Origin of the sequence: Actimicrobium sp. CCC2.4 (genome assembly GCF_034347385.1) — a bacterium.
GTDB lineage: Bacteria > Pseudomonadota > Gammaproteobacteria > Burkholderiales > Burkholderiaceae_D > Actimicrobium.
This window is the reverse complement of the sequence record NZ_CP133777.1, coordinates 961874-982345: the sequence shown is the minus strand read 5'-3', so window position 1 is coordinate 982345 and position 20472 is coordinate 961874. Positions and strand designations below refer to the sequence as shown.

The following is a 20472-nucleotide window of genomic DNA, read 5'->3' as shown; positions in this document are numbered from 1 at the left end:
CTATCTCAATGCGGGGAAGGTCAACGTCAACGGCCACTTCAACGGCAACGACAACGGCAACGGCAACAGCAACAGCAACAGCAACAGCAACAGCAACAGCAACAGCAACAGCAACAGCAACAGCAACAGCAACAGCAACAGCAACAGCAACAGCAACAGCAACAGCAACAGCAACAGCAACAGCAACAGCAACAGCAACAGCAACAGCAACAGCAACGGCCACTTCAACAGCAACGGCAACCCTGTGTTGTTGAAGTTGAAGCTGCTTTTAAAGTTGCTGTTGCGGTTGCTGTTGCTGTTGAAGTGGCGGTTGCTGTTGCTGTTGAAGTGGCGGTTGCTGTTGAAGTGGCGGTTGCTGTTGAAGTGGCCGTTGACCTGTTCCGCATTGAGGCAGCTGCCAAAAGTCGGAGTCAGGCAGGGGATCAGAAGGCCGCACTGTCTGAGCGTAGCGAGTTTGCGGCCTTCCCCCTGACTGGCTTCGGCTTTTGGGAACCCGAAGGGCAGCCGCATCGCGGTCGCCTTTTTCTTGGTTACTCTCTTTTTGGCGAAGCAAAAAGAAGTGACCGGCTGCCGGGCCGCTCCCGGCTTGGTCGTGACGGAGTACAGACAATTTCATCAACCGCAAGCGGACCATTCGGTGCAATGCCCTTCGGTTATTGCTCCTTACGGTGCTGAGCTTGTCGAAGGCGCGCACGACTGTGCGCCTTCGACAAGCTTCCTTCGACAAGCTTCTTTCGACAAGCTCAGGACGAACGGTGACTAGATAAGGAAACGGTCGCCGGAACTCAACCGGTGCAATGCCCTGCGGTTATTGCACCCTGCGCCTGAGCGCACGCCTCAACTCACATCGCACTGCACCGGTTTGCCAATCGCATACCCCTGCGCATGATCGACCCCGATCTCGCGCAACGCCGCAATGATGGCCTCGCTCTCGACGAATTCGGCGATGGTCTGCAAGCCCATCACATGGCCGATCCGGTGGATCGCTTCGACCATTGCGCGGTCGACCGGATCGTCGATCATGTCCTTGACGAAGCTGCCATCGATCTTCAGGTAATCCACCGGCAAATGCTTGAGGTAAGTAAACGACGACATCCCGCTGCCAAAATCATCCAGCGAAAATTTGCAGCCTATCGCTTTGAGTGCACGCATCAGGATGGTAGCTTCGCCAAGGTTGGCGATGGCCGCGGTCTCGGTAACCTCGAAGCAGATTTCCGACGGTGCCACGCCGGTCAGGGCGAACTGGGCCAGCACGAAGGGCAGAAAGGTCTCGTCGCAAATCGAGGTAGCCGACAGATTGATCGCCACCAGCGCCGGTGCGCCACCGGGCGGGTGACGCAACGCGTGCGTGGCCAGCGCTCGCCGGATCACCCAGCGGTCCAGCGCCGGCATCAGGCCATAGCGTTCGGCCGCCGGAATGAAGGCCATCGGCGGGATCAGCGACCCGTCGTCGGCGCGCAGGCGCAGCAGGAGCTCTTCATGGCTGCCCTGGCGCTGACCGAGTGCCATGATCGGCTGGCAGAACAGCACGAAACGGTCTTCGTCGAGCGCCTGCCGCAAGCGCGTTACCCAGCTCATTTGACCTTGCCGGTGAACCAGCTCGGCATTTTCTTCGGAGTACACATGGACCCGGTTGCGACCCTTGTCCTTGGCGACGTAACAGGCACTGTCGGCCATGCGCAAAATATCCGGCGTCGTGATGCCCGCGCCGAACGTGACCAGGCCGATGCTCACCCCGATCGGAAAGGATTTGTCGAGCCACACAAAATGGAAATCGCTGACGGTCTGGCGCAACTGCTCGGCCACGCGCAGCGCCGGCACGGTGCCGCAGTGTTCGAGCAGTACGCCGAACTCGTCACCGCCGAGGCGGGCCAGCGTATCGCTCTGGCGCAGTTTTGCGTGCAGCAGCGTGGTCAGCTGGCGCAGCAATTCATCGCCGGCGACGTGGCCGCAGGTATCGTTGACGATCTTGAACTGGTCCAGATCAAGGTACATCACCGTGTGTTCCATGCCGTCGCGGGTGGCCGACGCGACCGCCTGTTCAAGCCGGCGCTCGAATTCGCGCCGGTTGAGCAGTCCGGTCAGCGCATCATGCGCGGCCAGATGCGTCATCTGTTCGGCCATCCGGTGGGCCTGGCTGACATCGTGGAATACCAACACCACGCCCAGCATCGCATCACCGGCATCGCGAATCGGTGATGCCATATCCTCGATCGCAGCGCGTGCCCCGCCGGGGCCGGCCAGCATCGCACTGCCCGGCGTGCTGCTGGCGACACCGGTGGCAATCACCCCGGCCACCGGATCAGACAGCGGCACGTCGTCATCGCCCGCGTAAATCCGGAACACCTCGGTCAGCGGCCGGCCGGTCGCGTTGCTCAACAGCCAACCGGTCATGCGCTCGGCAACCGGATTCAGGTAGGTCACCCGGGCCTGCATGTCGGTCGTGATGACGGCGTCGCCAATCGAATTGAGTGTCACGCGCAGACGTTCCTCGCTCGCTTCCAGCGCGAGTTGTTCGGCATGCAGTTCAGTGATGTCTTCCGAAATGCCGAGTATGAAGTCGACCTCGCCGGCCGCATCAAACACCGGCAGCGAGTGCGTGCGCAACATCCGTACCGTACCGTCCAGCGCGCGCATTGGATGACCCGGTATGCCGATGGACGTGCGGCGCGCCATGATTTTCCGGTCATGCTCGTCATAGACCGCCGCGCTGTCCGGCGCAAATAGTTCGCCGCTGGTCTTGCCAATCACCACCGCCGCAGTCAATCCGGTGAGCCGCTCGGCTGCCTTGTTCCACAACACGAACTGACCGTAGGTCGGCGCTTGCATGCTTTTCGAATAGACGATCACCGGCAAATGATCAATCAGCGATTGCAGGAAAGTACGGTTGGTCGACAGTTCCAGTTCGTCCCGCTTGCGCTGGCTGATATCACGCGAGGTGATCGCCACGCCATCGGCTAACGGCGTGACCTGATGCGCCAACCAGGTCGCATGGATGCCAGGCGTGTCGATGGCGAACTCTTCCTTCAGTGGGATGCCCGATTGCAGGACCTGCACGTAACGGTCAAAAAACCCGTCGGTCCGGTTGACCGGCAATAGCTCGCACAGGCCTTGCCCGATGACCTGTTCGCGCGCCAGTCCTAACAGCCGCAAGCCAATGTCGTTGATATAACTGAAACGAAAATCGATCACCTCGCCGGCTGCGTTGCGCTCGGCTTGCAGAACGAAAAATGCATCAAGCTTGCTGTCGGTCGCTGCCCGCAATTCCTCGGCGCTGCGCTGATAACGGCTATCGGCTAGCAGGCGCTCGCGCATCAGTTCGTCGAACGACTGTGCCAGCCGCCCGAACTCGGTCGCGGCGTACACCACCGGGAGCATTACCAGCGACGGCCGCTGCCGGACCGCATCGATGCGACCGGCCAGCTGATCGAGCGGTCGCAACTGGCGGTCGATCGCCCACCACGCCAGTGGTCCTACGCACAGCGCCAGCAACAACACAAATAACAGAGAGCGCCGTTCGGCGCGGTCGATGGTCGAAAAAGCTTCGCGGGCTGGCTGTACCGATGCCACGATCCAGCTGGTGCTGTACAGGCGGCGGAATGAAAAAAGACTGGGGGCACCGAGACTGTCGGGCGACTCGATGGTTCCTTCGAAGCCCTCCATCGCACGTACCAGCGCGGGACTGGCCGCCAGAAACGGATGCGCCGGCTGCAATATCCGCGTGGTATCCGGATGCGACACAAACACGCCATCGGACGTCATGATGAAAAAATAGCCCGACTTGCCGATGTGCGCCTTACCCAGACTGGCAACAAAATTATCTTTTGCCAGCTCGATAGTACCAATGAGCACCATCACCATCTTGCCGGAAGAGTCAAATACCGGTGCAGTGATCAGTATTACCGGACGGTTTGTGATGACGCTGCTGACCGGCCGCGAAATGACACCGGTGCGCAGTGACAGGGTGTCTTGAAAATAATCCCGACCGGTCAGGCTAACCCCGCTACGACTGGCCGGGTAATGCATGTTGGCGAGCACCGCACCGTCGATCCCGGCCACCAGCAGGTTATCGAACCACACCAATAATTCGGACTGGTCTTCCAGATAATGCTGCAATGCCTGCGGGCCGGCCGCGTTCGTTTGCGCGATTTTTTTGGCCAGCAGTGCCAACGAGGCAAGGCGGCGTTCGAATTTCTGATCGATCTGATCGGCAGTGCGGGTCAGCAGTGCGCCCTGCTCGGTCGTGATGATTTCTTTCATTTCCTGCCGGCCCAGCGACAGTGACACCAGCATCACGGTGACCGTAGCCGCCAACATCGTCAGCAGCACTGCAGCGACGATGCGGATGCGCAAACTCAGTGCCGCACCGAGGCGAGTCCGCCAGGAATGCAGGTCCAACTTCATGCGCAACAAAACGGTAATAACTGAAGCATCGATTCTCCGTGGCGGGCAGGCAGTGCAGCGCGGCTCAAGCCAAACAACCGGCCGGGAGCCGAGTATTACCCACAAGTAGCGTCTTGTCAGTTACCTTCGACAAATATCTTCAGTTTGTCGGCCCGCGACGGATGGCGCAGTTTGACCAGCGCCTTGCTTTCAATCTGACGGATCCGTTCACGCGTGACTTCGAACTGCTTGCCGACTTCTTCGAGCGTGTGATCCGACTGCGTATCGAGGCCGTAGCGCATGCGCAGGATTTTCGCTTCGCGCGGTGGCAAGGCATCGAGGACTTCCTTGATGGCGGTACGCATCGAGGCATCGACGGCCGCTTCGAGTGGCGCGGTGGTGGTGCTGTCCTGAATGAAGTCACCGAGCTGCGAATCGCCATCGTCACCGACCGGCGACTCCATCGAAATCGGCTCGCGCGCAATCTTCATGATCTCGCGCACTTTTTGTTCGGTCAGTTCCATGTGCAGCGCCAGCGTCGGCAGGTCGGCTTCAACGCCGGTTTCCTGCAGGATGCGGCGGGCAATCCGGTTGAGCTTGTTGACCGTTTCGAGCATGTGCACCGGCACCCGGATCGTGCGGGCCTGATCGGCAATCGCGCGCGACACGGCCTGGCGTATCCACCAGGTCGCATAGGTCGAAAACTTATAGCCGCGCCGGTACTCGAATTTATCGACCGCCTTGAGCAAGCCGATATTGCCTTCCTGGATCAGGTCGAGGAATTGCATGCCGCGGTTGATGTACTTCTTGGCGATCGATACAACCAGCCGCAAATTGGCTTCGGTCATGTCGCGCTTGGCCTGACGGGCCCGCAATTCGCCGGTCGACATTTGCTTGCTGACGCGGCGCAGTTGCGGCAGCGGCAAACCGACGCGCTCCTGCAAGGCCATCAGCCGGGTCTGCAATTCCTTGATGGCGGGTATCTGGCGGGCCAGCGTGACGCAATAGGCTTGCTGTCCGGCCACCACCAGATCGATCCAGCCGAGGTCGATTTCATTGCCGGGAAAGGTCGCGATGAACAGGCTGCGCGGCATGCCGCCGCGATTGACCACCAGCTCCAGCACTTGCTTTTCGATCCCGCGCATCTCGCTCATCTGGGCGCGCAGTGATTCGCTTAATTTCTGGACCATCTTGGCCGTGAAGCGCATGCGCAGCATTTCGGCCGAGATGATGGCCTGGGCATCGGCATACGCGCTGCAATGAAAACCATCGGTGGCGGCGGCCACCAGCATGCGTGCGTGCTGTTGACCGATGGTCTCGAAACGCGCCAGGCTGGTCCGCTTCAGGTTGGCCAGCTGCGCGGCGGACAGCATGTCGCTGTCGGCCTGACTGACTACATCGGCGGCGGTGTCAGCCTCATCCGATTCATCGGATTCGCTGGTCTCTTCAGTCACCTCAAGCTCGGCTTCGGCCTGCGACGCATCGGCGGCGGGCACATCGGCTTCGCCGTCGACGACATCGTCGATGGCGGTTTCATCGGCTGCAATTTTTTGCGCCACGGCCAGCAATTCAGCCACCACCATCGGGCAGGCCGAGATGGCTTGCATCATGTCGGCCAGGCCGGCCTCGATGCGCTTGGCGATCTCGACTTCTTCGGAGCGGCTCAATAGCGGGGTCGATCCCATCTCGCGCAGATACATGCGGGTCGGATCGGTGGTGCGGCCGAAGTCGGCATCGATCGATGACAGCGCTGTCGCCACCGCTGCTTCGGCACCATCGTGGCTGGACGCGACCTTGTCGGACAGCAGCAGCGTGTCGGCGTCCGGCGCTTTTTCGTAGACCGCAATGCCCATGTCATTGAAAGTCGCGACGATGCGATCCATCGATTCGCCTTCGGCGACTTCGTCGGGTAGGTGATCGTTAATTTCGGCGTGGGTCAGGTAGCCGCGGTCGCTGCCGATCTTGATCAGGGTCTTGATCTTGAGCAGGCGCAGTTCTTGTTCTTCCAGGCTCAGTGCCGGGGTCGGAATGGTCGAGCGCGATCCGCCATCCTTGCCCTTGGCCGCGCGCGGTGCAGGGGCAGCAAAAGCGGCGATCACGGCAGGCGAAATCGTCATGGCGACGGCAGCGGCAACCACGGCGACTGTGGCGGCAGGCTGTAGCGCTGCCTTGACCGCGCCGGCACGTGCGGCAGGGCTCGCTGTTTTACGGGTTGTTGTCACCGGAGACGCCAGCTTGGCTGCCTTCTTGGCCAGCGCCAGCGAATGGACCGGTTCGCTACTCACGACGACAGGCGCACTCACGGCCGCCGGCAGCACGACCGAACGGCGCACGACTTTCTGCACGACGACGGGTGCCACGGCGGCTTCGACCGGCACCCCGGCCACCGGCTCGGCTACCTGCGGCCGGACGAGCGCGCGGCGCGATACTTTCTGGATCACGACAGGTGGCGGACCGGACGGCTGCGGGACCGCTTCGTAGGCACTAACGAATTCGTCGACCGCATCACTGACAGGAGCGATAACAGGAGCGATGACAGGATCCGTCACCGGTACGGTCACGGGATCAATCACCGGTTCGATCACGGGATCGATCACGGGATCGACTACCGGGACCGGGACCGGCACCGGCTCGATGACAGGCTCAACAACCGGCTCGACCACGGGCTCCACGACCGGCTCCGCGTTGACTTCGGCATTGACATCATTGGACGCCACGCACCCCGGCGCGTCATGCCGTGCCAGACGCGAACGCCGCACCACGATCACCGGTCCGGCCGCTACCTCGCCATCCGCAGGCGCGCCAGGCGCAATCACGACGACAGGTTCGACAGGAGTGGCGGCGGCAATGCGCGGCTTCAACGATAACGTTTTAATGCGAAGGGTCATGTTCTGAATTCGGGGTTGCATTTGTGACGACGTGAATGGATGCGTCGATCAAAACAGCTTCCGGTTACGAACGGTCGGGTGCGTAGTAGGAAAAGTGATGGCGAAGCAGGAGGGGCCGGATTATAACAAAAATGTGAGGTGCCGAACCGATCGTCGGACGGAGCAAAAATCCTCCTGCTGCGCTACCTCGCCGCAGCGCCGGCGCGACGGGTTATCATCGGCTGCATGGACATTCACACCCCCTCCGAAACCGAACTGCTGCGCGCCGAAATCGCTGCCGCGGCGGCGCGCATGATTGCCGAAGACGGGGCCGATTTCGGCACCGCCAAACGCAAGGCCGTCAAGCAACTACTGGGTAACAGCAAGCCGCGCGGCGACGTGCTCCCGGACAATACTGAAATCGAAGCGGAAGTGCGCCTCTATAACGAGCTGTTCTTTGGTGACACCCAACCGGCCCGTTTGCAGCAACTGCGCGAACTGGCCATTGAACTGATGACCGAGCTGACCCAATTCTCGCCGTATCTGGTCGGCGCGGTACTCAATGGCACGGCGGGCAATCATTCCGATATCCACCTGCACCTGTTCGCCGAAAGCCCGAAAGATGTCGAGATCTACCTGCTGAACAAGGACGTCCAGTTCGACGTCTCCGAAGGTGCCCGTCAGCGTCCCGGTGGCGATCCACTCGAAATTGTCAGCTTCATGTGGCACAACGAAGGCGTGCACCTGTCACTGCATGCGATCGATGACCTGCGCGGCAATCACGGCAAGATTGAACGGGCCGACCTGGCCGCCGTCCGACAACTCATAAAAAGCGAATACCCATGAAAAGATCGACAAGTGTGCTGTTGCTGGCCGCCGTGCTGTTCGCCGGTGCCGGCGCGTGGTTCGGCTGGCACCGGCTGGCACCGGCCGCACCGCAAGTGACGGCGGTAAGCAATCTGTTCGGCATGACATTGCCCGACCTGAAAGATCAGCCGCAGGCGCTGGCGCAATGGAAAGGCCAGACGCTGCTGGTCAATTTCTGGGCGACCTGGTGCGCGCCCTGTGTCGAAGAGATGCCGGAATTATCGGCCCTGCATACCGAACTGGCAGGCAAGTCGATCCATGTGATCGGTATCGGCATCGATTCGCCGTCCAGCCTGCGCGAGTTCGCCTTGAAGTTACCGGTCAGCTATCCGCTCTATGTTGGCGGCATGGGCGGCAGCGAACTGACCCGCCAGTTCGGCAATCAGGCCGGTGGCCTGCCTTTTTCGGTGCTCATCAGTAGCGACGGCCAGGTTCGCAAGACCTATCTGGGCCGGCTGAACATGCAGGAAGTCCGGCGAGATATTGCTGGCCTGTAAGAGTATTGCATGGGTTTTCCTTGCCACCCGACGCCATTCCACGGCAAAATGCGGCGATCGTCGTCAAACGGAGTAAGCAATTTCGATGGCTACAAAGCTGCTTTTGCGTAATGAATCGTGCCAGGACTGGTACGCAATCAGGCACCCTGCCCTGTCGGACGGGCGGCCTTTCATGGTCGGGACACATCGGTGATCCCTGACTTCGCAGAATGCGTCGCCGCTGTCGGGGCCTGTCGACACCGGCGCAAGACGCCGTTGCCCGGCGCGACCAGCGCCTCCTGAGCTGCATTTTCATCCTATATTTGCCGGTTCACCCGTTATTGTTCCGGCTCCCATCTATTTGCAACACGCAACCATTCCAAGGGGTTCTACATGGACTTACGAAAACTTAAGACACTGATCGATCTGGTTGCCGAGTCAGACATCGCCGAACTCGAAGTCACCGAGGGCGAAAGCAAGGTCCGCATCGTCAAGACACCTGCTGCCCAAGGCCAGATGATGATGATGCAACCGCAACAGATGATGGCTCCGCAAGTCACGCCTGCCCCGGCTGCTGCGCCTGCGGCTCCGGTCGACGAAGAGCCGGTTGGCCACATCGTCAAGTCGCCGATGGTCGGCACCTTCTACCGCTCCTCCGCCCCTGGCACGCCGGCGTATGTCGAGGTCGGTGCGAACGTAAAAGAAGGAGATACGCTGTGCATCATCGAGGCCATGAAGCTGCTCAATGAAATCGACGCCGATGCCACCGGCGTGATTACCCACATCCTGGTCGAGAACGGCCAGCCGGTCGAATTCGGCCAACCCCTGTTCGTGATCGCCTGACGCAAGCGTTCCAGCGTGTTGCGGCTTGCCCGACACGCCTGCTTCCTCCCTTTCACGACACCGAGAACCGATAGCCCACGCCATGTTTGAAAAAATCCTTATTGCCAACCGCGGCGAAATTGCCTTGCGCATCCAGCGTGCCTGCCGCGAAATGGGCATCAAAACCGTGGTTGTGCATTCCGAAGCCGACCGCGATGCCAAGTATGTGAAGCTGGCCGATGAGTCGGTCTGCATCGGACCGGCACCGTCGGCGCTGAGTTACCTGAACATGCCGGCCATCATCAGCGCGGCCGAAGTCACCGATGCCGAGGCGATCCATCCCGGCTACGGCTTCCTGTCCGAGAACCCCGACTTTGCCGAGCGCGTCGAGCAATCCGGTTTTGTTTTCATCGGCCCGCGTTCCGAATCGATCCGGCTGATGGGCGACAAGGTCTCGGCCAAGCAGGCCATGATCCGCGCCGGCGTGCCGTGCGTGCCCGGCTCCGAAGGCGCATTGCCGGACGATCCGAAGATCATCATTCAGACCGCCCGCAAGGTCGGCTATCCGGTCATCATCAAGGCCGCCGGTGGCGGTGGCGGACGCGGCATGCGCGTGGTCCATACCGAAGCGGCGCTGCTCAATGCGGTGACGATGACCAAGACCGAAGCCGGGACTGCCTTCGGCAATCCCGAGGTCTACATGGAAAAGTATCTCGAGAATCCGCGCCACGTCGAAATCCAGATCCTGGCGGATGACTTCAAGAACGCCGTCTGGCTCGGCGAACGCGACTGCTCGATGCAGCGCCGCCACCAGAAAGTGATCGAGGAAGCGCCGGCCGTCGGTATCCCGCGCAAGATCATCGAGCGCATCGGTGACCGCTGCGCCGAAGCCTGCCGCAAGATGGGTTACCGCGGTGCCGGCACCTTTGAATTTTTGTACGAAAACGGCGAGTTCTATTTCATCGAAATGAACACCCGCGTGCAGGTCGAGCATCCAGTCACCGAAATGATCACCGGCATCGACATTGTGCAGGAACAGATCCGCATCGCCGCCGGTGAAAAGCTGCGCTTCCGTCAGCGCGACATCGAGCTCAAGGGCCACGCGATCGAATGCCGCATCAATGCCGAAGATCCGTTCAAGTTCACGCCATCACCCGGCAAGATCTTGACATGGCATGCCCCGGGCGGCCCCGGTATCCGTGTCGATTCGCATGCCTACGCCGGCTACTATGTGCCGCCGCATTACGACTCGATGGTCGGCAAAGTGATCGCCTACGGTGCCACGCGCGACCAGGCCATCAAGCGCATGCAGATCGCCTTGTCAGAAATGGTGGTTGAAGGCATCCTGACCAACATCCCGCTGCATCGCGAACTGATGGTTGATGCGCGCTTCATTGAAGGCGGCACCAACATCCATTACCTGGAACAAAAATTGGCCAACAAGCCGGATTTGCCGAAGACCGCCAAGGTCACGACCATCATCAAATAGAGCGCGCCCATGAGCTGGACTGAAATCGTCATTGAAGTAGCGCGTGACCAGGCTGAAAGCCTGTCGGACGCGCTGATGGAAGCCGGTGCGCTGTCGGTATCCGTCGAGGATGCCGATGAAGGCACGGCAGCCGAGCAGCCACTGTTCGGCGAACCCGGCATGGAGCCGAAGCAGGCCGCCTGGGAACGCAGCCGCGTCGTCGTGCTGACCGACAGCGACTCCGATACCGACGCCCTGATCGCCGGGGCGATCGCCATCGCCGGCCTGCCATTGGCCGCTGCCGACCTGCCGTTCAGTTTGCGCAGTGTCGAAGAACAGGACTGGGTCAGGTTGACCCAATCGCAATTCGCGCCCATCCATATCGGCACCAATATCTGGGTCGTGCCGAGCTGGCACGACGCGCCTGATCCGGATGGCCTGATCCTCGAACTCGATCCGGGTCTTGCCTTCGGTACCGGCAGTCATCCGACCACCCGGCTATGCATGGAATGGCTGGAAGTCCATGCGCCCGCCGATCTGTCGGTACTCGACTACGGTTGCGGCTCCGGCATTCTGGCGCTGGTGGCCAAAAAGCTCGGTGCAGCCACCGTGATCGGCGTCGATATCGATCCGCAGGCTATCGAATCGGCGAACTTCAACAGCGACCGCAACGATTGCGAAATCGATTATTTCCTGCCCGATGAATTCCATCACGATGATGTCTTGCAGCGTTTCGACATCGTCGTCGCCAACATCCTGTCGGGACCGCTCAAAGTGATGGCGCCGATGCTGTGTGCCCATCTGGCAGACGGTGCTGCACTGGTGCTGTCGGGCGTACTGGCCACCCAAGCTGATGACGTCATTGCCGCCTACGCACCGTTCCTGCCCCTGTCGGTCTGGGCCGAACGCGAAGGCTGGGTCGCGCTGTCGGGCAAGCTGATTACCAGCCGCTAGCCGCGATGGCGCTCGCAACGCAATGTCCGCACTGTCAGACGACATTTCGCGTCGCGCACGACCAGCTCAAACTGCGTGCCGGACTGGTGCGCTGCGGTGCCTGCAAGCAGATCTTCAACGGTATCGAACATTTGCTGCGACCGGGCGTGACGGCATTGCCGGGCACCGCGCCCCCGCCGGCATTACTGCAACCCGCACAAGAGTCGGTGCCGGCTCCGGTACCGGCTCGCCCCGCTGACTCGGACGACTTTTATCCGGCCTTCGATCCGATCATCGCGCCAGCCGATGCCCTCGTGACGTCCGATCCGATGCAACGCATGACGCTGATGCGACTCGCCTATGACGACGAGGACGACCACGCTGACACGGTCCGATTGCCGGCAGCCGACGAGCACTTCGTGGTTCCGCTGAAAGCCAAATCACGTCAGGATAACGACGAGCCGGCACTTGACGAACTGGCGCAGACCATAGCCCAGTTGCAGCAACGGCCGTGGCGCAGCAACAAGGCCACTAGTACTGCCGGCGAGCCCGATGACGAGCCGGCCTACGATGTGATGCCGGACGAACCCAGCTTCGTGACGCGCGGCCGGCGTCGCCAGCTTCTGGGCCGCAGTCGCCGGCTCTGGCTGATTGCGCTAGTCGTGCTGCTGGCGCTGGCCGCGCTCGGGCAAACCGTCTACGTACTACGCGATCAGATCGCCGCGCGCGTACCCGCAACCAAGCCGTGGCTGATCAAGGCGTGCACGCTCTGGGACTGCCGCATCGCGCTGCTGGCACAAGCCAGCCAGGTCTCGATTGAATCGAGCGAGCTGATCACGCTCAACCCGGCTGCCAACACCTTCACGCTGAACCTGCTGCTGCGAAACAGCAGCCCGTTACCGCAACGCTGGCCGGCGCTCGAACTGACGCTGCTCGACGGCAGCGGCGCTCCGGTCAGCCGCCGCGTTTTTACTGCCGTCGACTATCTGCCGCAAGCACCGGCAGCCGACAGCGGCTTTGCAGCCGCCAGCGAGCAAAGCGCCCGCATCACCTTCGAACTGTTGCAGCAAAAAGCCTCGAATTACCGCGTCTACCTGTTCTATCCCTGATCGCGCAACTGCGCCCACCCTCCTCTTTCCGGACCACTCCATGACTTCCCTGATTTGCGGCTCGCTGGCCTACGACACCATCATGTCGTTCGAAGGACGCTTCGCCGAAGCGCTGCTGGCTGACCAGCTACACAAGATTAACGTGGCCTTTCTGGTGCCGGCCATGCGGCGCGAGTTCGGCGGCTGTGCCGGCAACATCGCCTACAACCTGCACCTGCTCGGTGGTGATCCGCTGATCATGGCGACCGTCGGCCAGGACAGCACGCCGTACCTGGAACGCCTCGCACTGCAAGGCATCACGACCCGCTGCGTACGCGGCATCGACGAGGCATGGACCGCGCAAGCCTTCATCACCACCGACGCCGACAGCAACCAGATCACCGCCTTCCATCCGGGCGCAATGACGTTTTCGCATCTCAACAAGGTCGCTGATGCCGGCCCGCTCAACATCGCCATCGTGGCTCCCGACGGTCGTGACGGCATGCTGCAGCATGCACGGGACTGCGTCGCGCTGAACGTGCCGTTCATCTTCGACCCGGGCCAGGGTCTGCCAATGTTCAGCGGTGCCGAGCTGCGCGACTTTATAGCGCTGGCCACCTACGTCGCCGTCAATGACTACGAAGCTGAATTGCTCACTGAACGCACCGGCCTGAGCCTGGCGCAAATCGCCACGCAAGTCGACGCACTGGTGGTCACCCGCGGTGAAAACGGGGCTGAAATCTATGTTGGCGGCGAGCTGCTGTCGATCCCGCCGGTACCGGTCGAGGCGGTCATCGATCCGACCGGCTGTGGTGACGCGTTCCGCGCCGGCCTGCTGTACGGGCTGAGCAACGGACTCGACTGGCCGACCATCGGTCGCCTGTCAAGCTTGATGGGCTCGATCAAGATTGGCCATCAGGGCGGGCAGAACCACGCACCGACACGCACTGAGATCGAAGAGCGTTTCGAGGCGGCGTTCGGTTACCGCTTCTAGGTTCCCGCTGGCGTGGCGGGCCAGAGTGCCTGCCGCGCATCATCGACGCTCAGTCCAGCGGACCGCACCAGCAGCAGCTTGCGCTTGCTGGTCAGTCCATGCGTGACGGTCACTGCGGTGCGCGGCACATGCAGTTGTGCCGCAATGAATCGCACCAGCGCGTCATTGGCTTTGCCTTCGATCGGCTGGGCATGCAGCTTGATTTTGAGTACGTCATCGGCGACACCGATGACTTCGGTTTTTTTTGCATTCGCCGCCACCTGCACCGCCAGCCGCACACCGTCGGCATGCAGGCTGCACCATGGCTGCGATGGCTGCGCCATCAGAGCAGTGATGCGCCTACCGTGCGCAACAACTGCATCGCGATCTGCAACAACAGCAACACCACCAACGGGCTCAGGTCGATATTGCCGATCATCGGCACGATGCGCCGTACCGGTCGCAACAGCGGATCCGACAGCGCGGCGATGAACGGTGCCAATGGCGCTTGCGGATTGACCCAGCTAAACACGGCACTGATCAGTATCATCCCCATGAATCCGTACAGGATCCACTGGCCTACCCGCATCAGCGTCAGTGCCAGCAACAGCGACACATCAAATCCGGACAACAGCGCTACCTCGACAGCCGTCGCCAGCATCGCGATCAATAGGGCGCCGACCAGGCTGGACCAGTCGTAGCCACCCAGTCCCGGCAGCACACGCCGCAGCGGCAGGACCAGCCAGTCGGTCAATTGAAAAATGAAGTGCGCCACTTGATTGGGCGGTCTCAGGCGGATCGCCTGCATCCAGAATCGCAACAACAACATACCGGCAAGCATGCCGGCGACGGTATCGATAATCAGCATGAAAATACTGTTGAGCAAAGTGCATTCTCCAAAAAAAACCCGCTGCACGACGGAGGCCATGCAACGGGCATTGTGCCTGAAAGCTGCTCAGGAACGTTTTACAGCGGGCGCGTCCCGGTTGGAAACGGCCATGCCGCCGCCGGATTGAGCACGGTCTTAACGACCGGCGCAGCAGCTGCCGGTGTCGCAGACTTCTTCGCTGCGGCGGCTTTTTTTGGCGCGGCAGCGGGCGCTGCCGGTGCTGCTGCCGTTTTGGCTGCGGCAGGTTTCGCTGCTGCTTTTTTAGGCACTGCAGCCGGCCTGGCTGCCGGCTTGGCGGCAACTTTCGCAACCGGTTTTGCTGCGACCTTGGCAACGGCTTTCACCGCAGGCTTGGCCGCCGGTTTTGCTGCGACTTTGGCAGCCGGCTTGGCGACCGGCTTGGCAACCGTCTTCGCTGCAGGTTTTGCAGCTGCCTTTGCCACTGGCTTGACCACTACTTTGGCTGCGGGCTTTTTGACAGCCGCTGCTTTTACAGGTGCTGCTTTTTTAGCCACCGGTTTGGCCACGGCAACCGCTTTCTTGACTGCTGGCTTGGCGGCGGCTTTCGCGACCACGGCCGCTTTTTTGGCAACCGGCTTCACGGCGGCTTTTTTAGCGACTGGCTTGGCGACGGCTTTTGTGGCAACGGCTTTAGCCGCAGGCTTGGCGACGGCCTTTGTGGCGACTGGCTTGGCCGCGACTTTTTTGGCGAGCGGCTTGGCGGCAACCACCGCTTTTTTGGCGGCTGGTTTGGCGACTGCTTTAGCTACCGGTTTGGTGACGGCTTTCGCCACCGCTTTTGCAACGGCAGCCACTTTTTTCGCAGCCGGTTTTGCGGCTACTTTGGCGACGACTTTTTTTACTTCGACTTTGATTGCTGCTACGGCTTTCTTGGCCGGCTCAGCTTTCTTCGCGACCGACTTCGTCGCAGCTTTTTTTGGTGCTGTTGCCATTTTGTTTCTCCTTCACGTGATGGAAAAAATCCTGCTTCGACTGAAACCCGACCAGCGCATCGCGCGATGATCCGGTCGGATTATTCATCGGCGCAAACAGCGGCTGTTTGCGCTTATGAATGTGGTATCGCCGAACTGCTGCATCTCCTCACTGATGCAGCACTTCAGCCTTCTGGTCGCGGGTAGCGCCGCACGACGGGCGAGCGGAACGCATTCGTCGCAACCAAAAAAAACGCCGGCGAACTCGCCAGCGTCGGTATGTTGTACTACAAGACGACTCTCTCTTTAAACGGACACGCCGTTGCTACCGGCACGACCGGAAGCAAGGGCGTCAACAGCATTTCGTGCAGTCGTAGGTGGCTGTCCATTAAATGAGGGCGTCGCCTTTTCTGATGACAGCGGACACAGAAGTCATTGTTGTTGATTGCATGTTCTTCCTGTGCCTTCATGAGCGGATGTTGAAGATCCCATGTCGCTTTTTTCGGTCTGTCCGGATTCTTATTCCCAGCTCAGCGCACCGCCGGTCTGGTACTCGATGACGCGTGTCTCGAAGAAATTGCGTTCCTTTTTCAGGTCGATCATTTCGCTCATCCACGGAAACGGATTTTCTTCGTTTTCGAACATCGGCTCCAGTCCGATTTGCTGTGCGCGGCGATTCGCAATGAAGCGCAAATAGCCTTTGAACATCGGTGCGTTCAACCCTAGCACACCACGCGGCATTGTATCTTCTGCGTAACGATATTCCAACTCGACTGCGGTTAAAAACAACGCTTTGATTTCGTCCCGGAATTCGGGTGTCCACAGATGCGGATTTTCCATCTTGATCGTGTTGACCAGATCAATGCCGAAGTTACAGTGCATCGATTCGTCACGCAAAATATATTGGTATTGTTCGGCCGCGCCAACCATTTTATTTTGACGTCCCAGCGCCAGAATCTGCGCAAAGCCGACATAGAAAAACAGTCCTTCCATCAGGCATGAAAACACGATCAGCGACTTCAATAATTTCTGGTCGTTGATGGTGGTGCCGGTAGTAAACAGCGGGTCGGTCAGTGCATCGATAAACGGGATCAGGAATTCGTCCTTGTCGCGGATCGATTTGACTTCGTGGTACGCATTGAATATCTCGGCTTCGTCGAGGCCGAGCGACTCGGTGATGTACTGGTATGCGTGCGTATGGATCGCTTCTTCGAAGGCCTGGCGCAACAGGTACTGGCGGCATTCCGGCGCCGTGATGTGGCGATAGGTACCGAGCACGATATTGTTGGCGGCCAGCGAATCGGCGGTGACAAAAAAGCCGAGGTTGCGCTTGACCAGACGACGCTCATCATCGGTCAGGCCGTTCGGGCTTTTCCACAATTCGATATCGCGCTGCATGTTGATCTCTTGCGGCATCCAGTGGTTGGCACAACCGGCCAGGTATTTATCCCAGGCCCATTTGTACTTGAACGGCACCAGCTGATTGACGTCGGTATTGCCATTGATGATGCGCTTGTCGGCGGCATTCATGCGCCGCGCCGGGTCGGCCTTTGGTTCTGCCTGCGGCACCAGCGACGGATCGGCTGCGACCTCTGCAGCTGTCGCTGTAGATGGCGTCACGGCGGTCGGCAGTACGGCATTGCGGATGGCAGGATTGACTGCCGGTGTTACTTCTTCATCCCAACTCAACATAATATTTTCCTTTTCCGGTTCAGCTTGCTGACCATTGCCTTGCGTGATGCCGATCGCCTGAAGGCGAGGATACGGCATCTCTTTTCACATTTATTGACACGCCTCACACTCTTCGAAACCATCATCGCCGGGACGCAGCACGCAAGATGGTCCGTCGACGTCCGCACCGGCCGTGGTGTAGGCACTCAGTGCCACGCCGCTGCTGACACCATCGGCCGACACCGCATTCAACGAGCCGGTCTTGGAGGTCGATTTTTCAGTGTGCGTGGCGCCGATCGTACGCAGGTAATACGTGGTCTTCAGACCGCGCAACCAGGCCAGCTTGTAGGTCTCGTCGAGCTTCTTGCCGGAGGCACCCGCCATGTAGATATTGAGTGACTGCGCCTGGTCGATCCACTTCTGCCGGCGCGATGCTGCCTCGACCAGCCACGATGGTTCGATCTCGAATGCGGTCGCGTAAATGGCGCGCAGTTCTTGCGGCACGCGATCGATGCGGGCCAGGCTGCCATCGAAATACTTGAGGTCGGAGATCATCACTTCATCCCATAGATCGCGTGCTTTTAAATCGCGCACAAGGTATTCGTTGATCTCGGTGAACTCACCCGACAGGTTCGACTTGACGTACAGGTTCTGGTAGGTCGGTTCGATGCAAGCGGCCACGCCGATGATGTTCGAGATTGTGGCTGTCGGGGCGATCGCCACGCAATTCGAATTACGCATGCCGAACTGCTTGATGCGCGCGCGCAGCGGGGTCCAGTCCATCGCTTCCGACAGGTCGGTTTCAAGATAGCCGCCGCGTTCTTCCATCAGCAGTTTCAGCGAGTCCTGCGGCAGAATGCCGCGATCCCACAGCGAGCCTTTGTACGAACTGTACGCACCCCGTTCTTCGGCCAGTTCGGTCGACGCGGTGTAGGCGTAATAGCAAACCGCTTCCATCGACTTGTCGGCGAAAGTCACCGCGTCGGCCGACGCATACGGCACGCGCATGATGTGCAGGCAATCCTGGAAACCCATGATGCCGAGACCGACCGGACGATGACGCATGTTCGAATCGCGCGCCTTTTGCACGGCGTAGTAATTGATGTCGATGACGTTGTCGAGCATACGCATCGCGATGCGGATGGTCTTCTGCAGTTTGACGTGATCGAGCTGGCCGTCTTTCATGTGCGCCGGCAGGTTCACCGAGCCGAGGTTGCAGACGGCGATTTCGGATTCATTGGTGTTCAAGGTGATCTCGGTACACAGGTTCGAGCTGTGCACGACGCCGACATGCTGCTGCGGCGAACGGATGTTGCACGGATCCTTGAAGGTGATCCACGGATGACCGGTCTCGAACAGCATCGACAGCATCTTGCGCCACAGGTCGAGCGCTTCGACTTTCTTGAACATGCGCAGTTCGCCGCGCGCCGCTGCGGCTTCGTAGCCGGTGTACGCGGCTTCAAAAGCGCGCCCGACCTTGTCGTGCAGGTCCGGCACTTCGCTTGGCGAGAACAGCATCCACGAACCTTTTTCCATCACGCGCTTCATGAACAGGTCGGGAATCCAGTTGGCGGTATTCATGTCATGGGTACGGCGGCGATCGTCGCCGGTGTTCTTGCGCAGGTCGAGGAATTCCTCGATGTCCATATGCCAGGTTTCGAGGTAGGCGCAAACCGCGCCCTTGCGCTTGCCGCCCTGATTGACCGCAACGGCCGTGTCATTGACCACTTTCAGGAACGGCACCACGCCTTGCGACTTGCCGTTGGTACCCTTGATGTGGGCACCGAGCGAACGTACCGGCGTCCAGTCATTACCCAGGCCGCCGGCGTATTTGGCCAGCAGTGCGTTGTCCTTGATGGCGTCGTAGATGCCTTCGAGATCATCGGCCACCGTCGTCAGGTAGCACGATGACAGTTGCGAGCGCAGCGTGCCGGAGTTAAACAGCGTCGGCGTCGAACTCATGAAATCAAAGCTCGACAGCAGGTTGTAAAACTCGATCGCGCGCTCTTCACGGTTAGCTTCGTTGAGTGCCAGGCCCATCGCCACGCGCATGTAGAACGCTTGCGGCATTTCGATGCGGATGTCACGGATGTGCAGGAAGTAGCGGTCGTACAGCGTCTGCAAGCCGATATAGCCGAATTGCAGATCGCGGTCCGGCACCAGCGCTTTAGCGAGTCGATCCAGATCGAACTCGGCCAGCTTCGCATCGAGCAGCTCGGCGGCGATACCGTTGTGGATGAATTGCGGGAAATATTCGAGGTAATGGGCTTGGGCATCGGCTTGCGCGACTTCCTTGCCGAAGACTTCCTTGCGGATCACGTGCATCAGGATGCGCGCGGTGACGGTGGTGTACGCAGGATCTTTTTCCATCAGCGCACGCGCCGCCAGAATGGCTGACTTGTGCAGCTCTTCGACCGGCACGCCGTCGTACAGGTTCTTGACGGTCTCGGCGAAGATGGCATTGGCATCGACGTGCTTTTCGAGACCGATACAGGCCGCATTGATCAGGTTATGGACTTGCTGCATGTCGAGCAGGCGGCGCTGGCCGTCTTCGGTCACATGCAGTTGTACCGAGGCGGCCGCCGGACGCGCAGCTTGCAGCAGTGCGCGCTCTTCCATGCGCTTGGCGCGGTACAGCACGTAAGCGCGGGCGACGTCATGTTCGCCTGAGCGCATCAGTGCCAGTTCGACCTGATCCTGGATATCTTCGATGTGGAAGGTGCCACCGGCTGGCTGGCGACGCACCAGTGCGGCAACGACGGTAGCGGTGAGCTGTTCGACCAGTTCGCGCACGCGCGCCGAGGCGGCACCCTGACCGCCATTGACGGCGAGGAAAGCCTTGGAAACAGCGATTGAAATTTTCGATGGTTCGAAGGCGACGACGGCACCATTGCGACGCAGGATGCGGTAGTCGGCCAGGGCCGCTTGCTGTTGCGGCGCGCTTGGCGCGTTGGCAGCAGCGCTGAATTCGAAGCGGGACTTGGTGGTATTGCTGGCGCTATTGGCGGCGTTGTTCGAGGAAGATGACATGCGATACCTTTATCGTGATGTCGGGCGGCAAACACACTGCCGCCAGAAGTTAGATGACCTCCCTGGCCGCGGA

Annotated in this window: 15 protein-coding genes; 8 read left to right on the top strand and 7 right to left on the bottom strand. The window is 60.2% G+C overall.

What is annotated here, in order from left to right; translation table 11 throughout:
* The 3 genes from RHM62_RS04640 to rpoD form a co-directional block, all read right to left on the bottom strand.
* Positions 1 to 510, bottom strand: coding sequence for a hypothetical protein (locus RHM62_RS04640; protein ID WP_322124390.1), 510 nt, complete (start codon positions 508 to 510; stop codon positions 1 to 3).
* A 327-nt stretch (positions 511 to 837) separates the two neighbouring features.
* The gene (locus RHM62_RS04635; protein ID WP_322124389.1) at positions 838 to 4404 is read right to left on the bottom strand and encodes an EAL domain-containing protein; all 3567 of its coding nucleotides are present in this window, start codon (positions 4402 to 4404) and stop codon (positions 838 to 840) included.
* 116 nt (positions 4405 to 4520) lie between these two features.
* Positions 4521 to 7271, bottom strand: coding sequence for an RNA polymerase sigma factor RpoD (rpoD, locus tag RHM62_RS04630; RefSeq protein WP_322124388.1), 2751 nt, complete (start codon positions 7269 to 7271; stop codon positions 4521 to 4523).
* Positions 7272 to 7496: 225 nt separating this feature from the next.
* Here rpoD and RHM62_RS04625 point away from each other — a divergent pair, with 225 nt between their 5' ends.
* From RHM62_RS04625 to RHM62_RS04595, 7 genes are all read left to right on the top strand, one after another.
* On the top strand, positions 7497 to 8096 hold the full coding sequence (locus RHM62_RS04625) for a hypothetical protein (protein ID WP_322124387.1): 600 nt from the start codon (positions 7497 to 7499) through the stop codon (positions 8094 to 8096).
* Positions 8093 to 8614: a TlpA family protein disulfide reductase gene (locus RHM62_RS04620; protein ID WP_322124386.1), complete on the top strand. Its 522-nt coding sequence runs from the start codon at positions 8093 to 8095 to the stop codon at positions 8612 to 8614. Before RHM62_RS04625 ends, RHM62_RS04620 begins: the two co-directional genes overlap by 4 nt.
* Positions 8615 to 8986: 372 nt before the next feature.
* On the top strand, positions 8987 to 9436 hold the full coding sequence (accB, locus tag RHM62_RS04615; protein WP_322124385.1) for an acetyl-CoA carboxylase biotin carboxyl carrier protein: 450 nt from the start codon (positions 8987 to 8989) through the stop codon (positions 9434 to 9436).
* Positions 9437 to 9518: 82 nt separating this feature from the next.
* Positions 9519 to 10904 (top strand): acetyl-CoA carboxylase biotin carboxylase subunit, encoded by a 1386-nt coding sequence (accC, locus tag RHM62_RS04610; protein WP_322124384.1) that lies wholly within the window; start codon positions 9519 to 9521, stop codon positions 10902 to 10904.
* Between the two features lie 9 nt (positions 10905 to 10913).
* On the top strand, positions 10914 to 11837 hold the full coding sequence (gene prmA, locus RHM62_RS04605; RefSeq protein ID WP_322124383.1) for a 50S ribosomal protein L11 methyltransferase: 924 nt from the start codon (positions 10914 to 10916) through the stop codon (positions 11835 to 11837).
* Between the two features lie 5 nt (positions 11838 to 11842).
* Positions 11843 to 12925: a DUF3426 domain-containing protein gene (locus tag RHM62_RS04600; RefSeq protein WP_322124382.1), complete on the top strand. Its 1083-nt coding sequence runs from the start codon at positions 11843 to 11845 to the stop codon at positions 12923 to 12925.
* 40 nt (positions 12926 to 12965) lie between these two features.
* Positions 12966 to 13898, top strand: a complete 933-nt coding sequence (locus RHM62_RS04595; RefSeq protein WP_322124381.1) for a carbohydrate kinase family protein — start codon at positions 12966 to 12968, stop codon at positions 13896 to 13898.
* On the opposite strand, the gene RHM62_RS04590 is transcribed toward RHM62_RS04595, so the two are convergent.
* Both RHM62_RS04590 and RHM62_RS04585 read right to left on the bottom strand, forming a co-directional pair.
* Positions 13895 to 14221, bottom strand: a complete 327-nt coding sequence (locus tag RHM62_RS04590) for a DUF167 domain-containing protein (RefSeq protein WP_322124380.1) — start codon at positions 14219 to 14221, stop codon at positions 13895 to 13897. The genes RHM62_RS04595 and RHM62_RS04590 overlap by 4 nt on opposite strands.
* Positions 14221 to 14685, bottom strand: coding sequence for a YggT family protein (locus RHM62_RS04585; RefSeq protein WP_322125319.1), 465 nt, complete (start codon positions 14683 to 14685; stop codon positions 14221 to 14223). The genes RHM62_RS04590 and RHM62_RS04585 overlap by 1 nt, the downstream gene beginning before the upstream one ends.
* Here RHM62_RS04585 and RHM62_RS04580 point away from each other — a divergent pair.
* A complete protein-coding gene (locus RHM62_RS04580) occupies positions 14632 to 15789 on the top strand; it encodes a hypothetical protein (protein ID WP_322125455.1) in 1158 nt (385 codons plus the stop codon). The two genes, RHM62_RS04585 and RHM62_RS04580, sit on opposite strands and share 54 nt — an antisense overlap.
* A 428-nt stretch (positions 15790 to 16217) precedes the next feature.
* On the opposite strand, the gene RHM62_RS04575 is transcribed toward RHM62_RS04580, so the two are convergent.
* Entirely contained in the window at positions 16218 to 17390 is a 1173-nt protein-coding gene (locus RHM62_RS04575; protein ID WP_322124379.1) for a ribonucleotide-diphosphate reductase subunit beta, read from the bottom strand.
* Between the two features lie 90 nt (positions 17391 to 17480).
* Positions 17481 to 20399: a ribonucleoside-diphosphate reductase subunit alpha gene (locus RHM62_RS04570; RefSeq protein ID WP_322124378.1), complete on the bottom strand. Its 2919-nt coding sequence runs from the start codon at positions 20397 to 20399 to the stop codon at positions 17481 to 17483.
* Between the last annotated feature and the right edge of the window lie 73 nt (positions 20400 to 20472).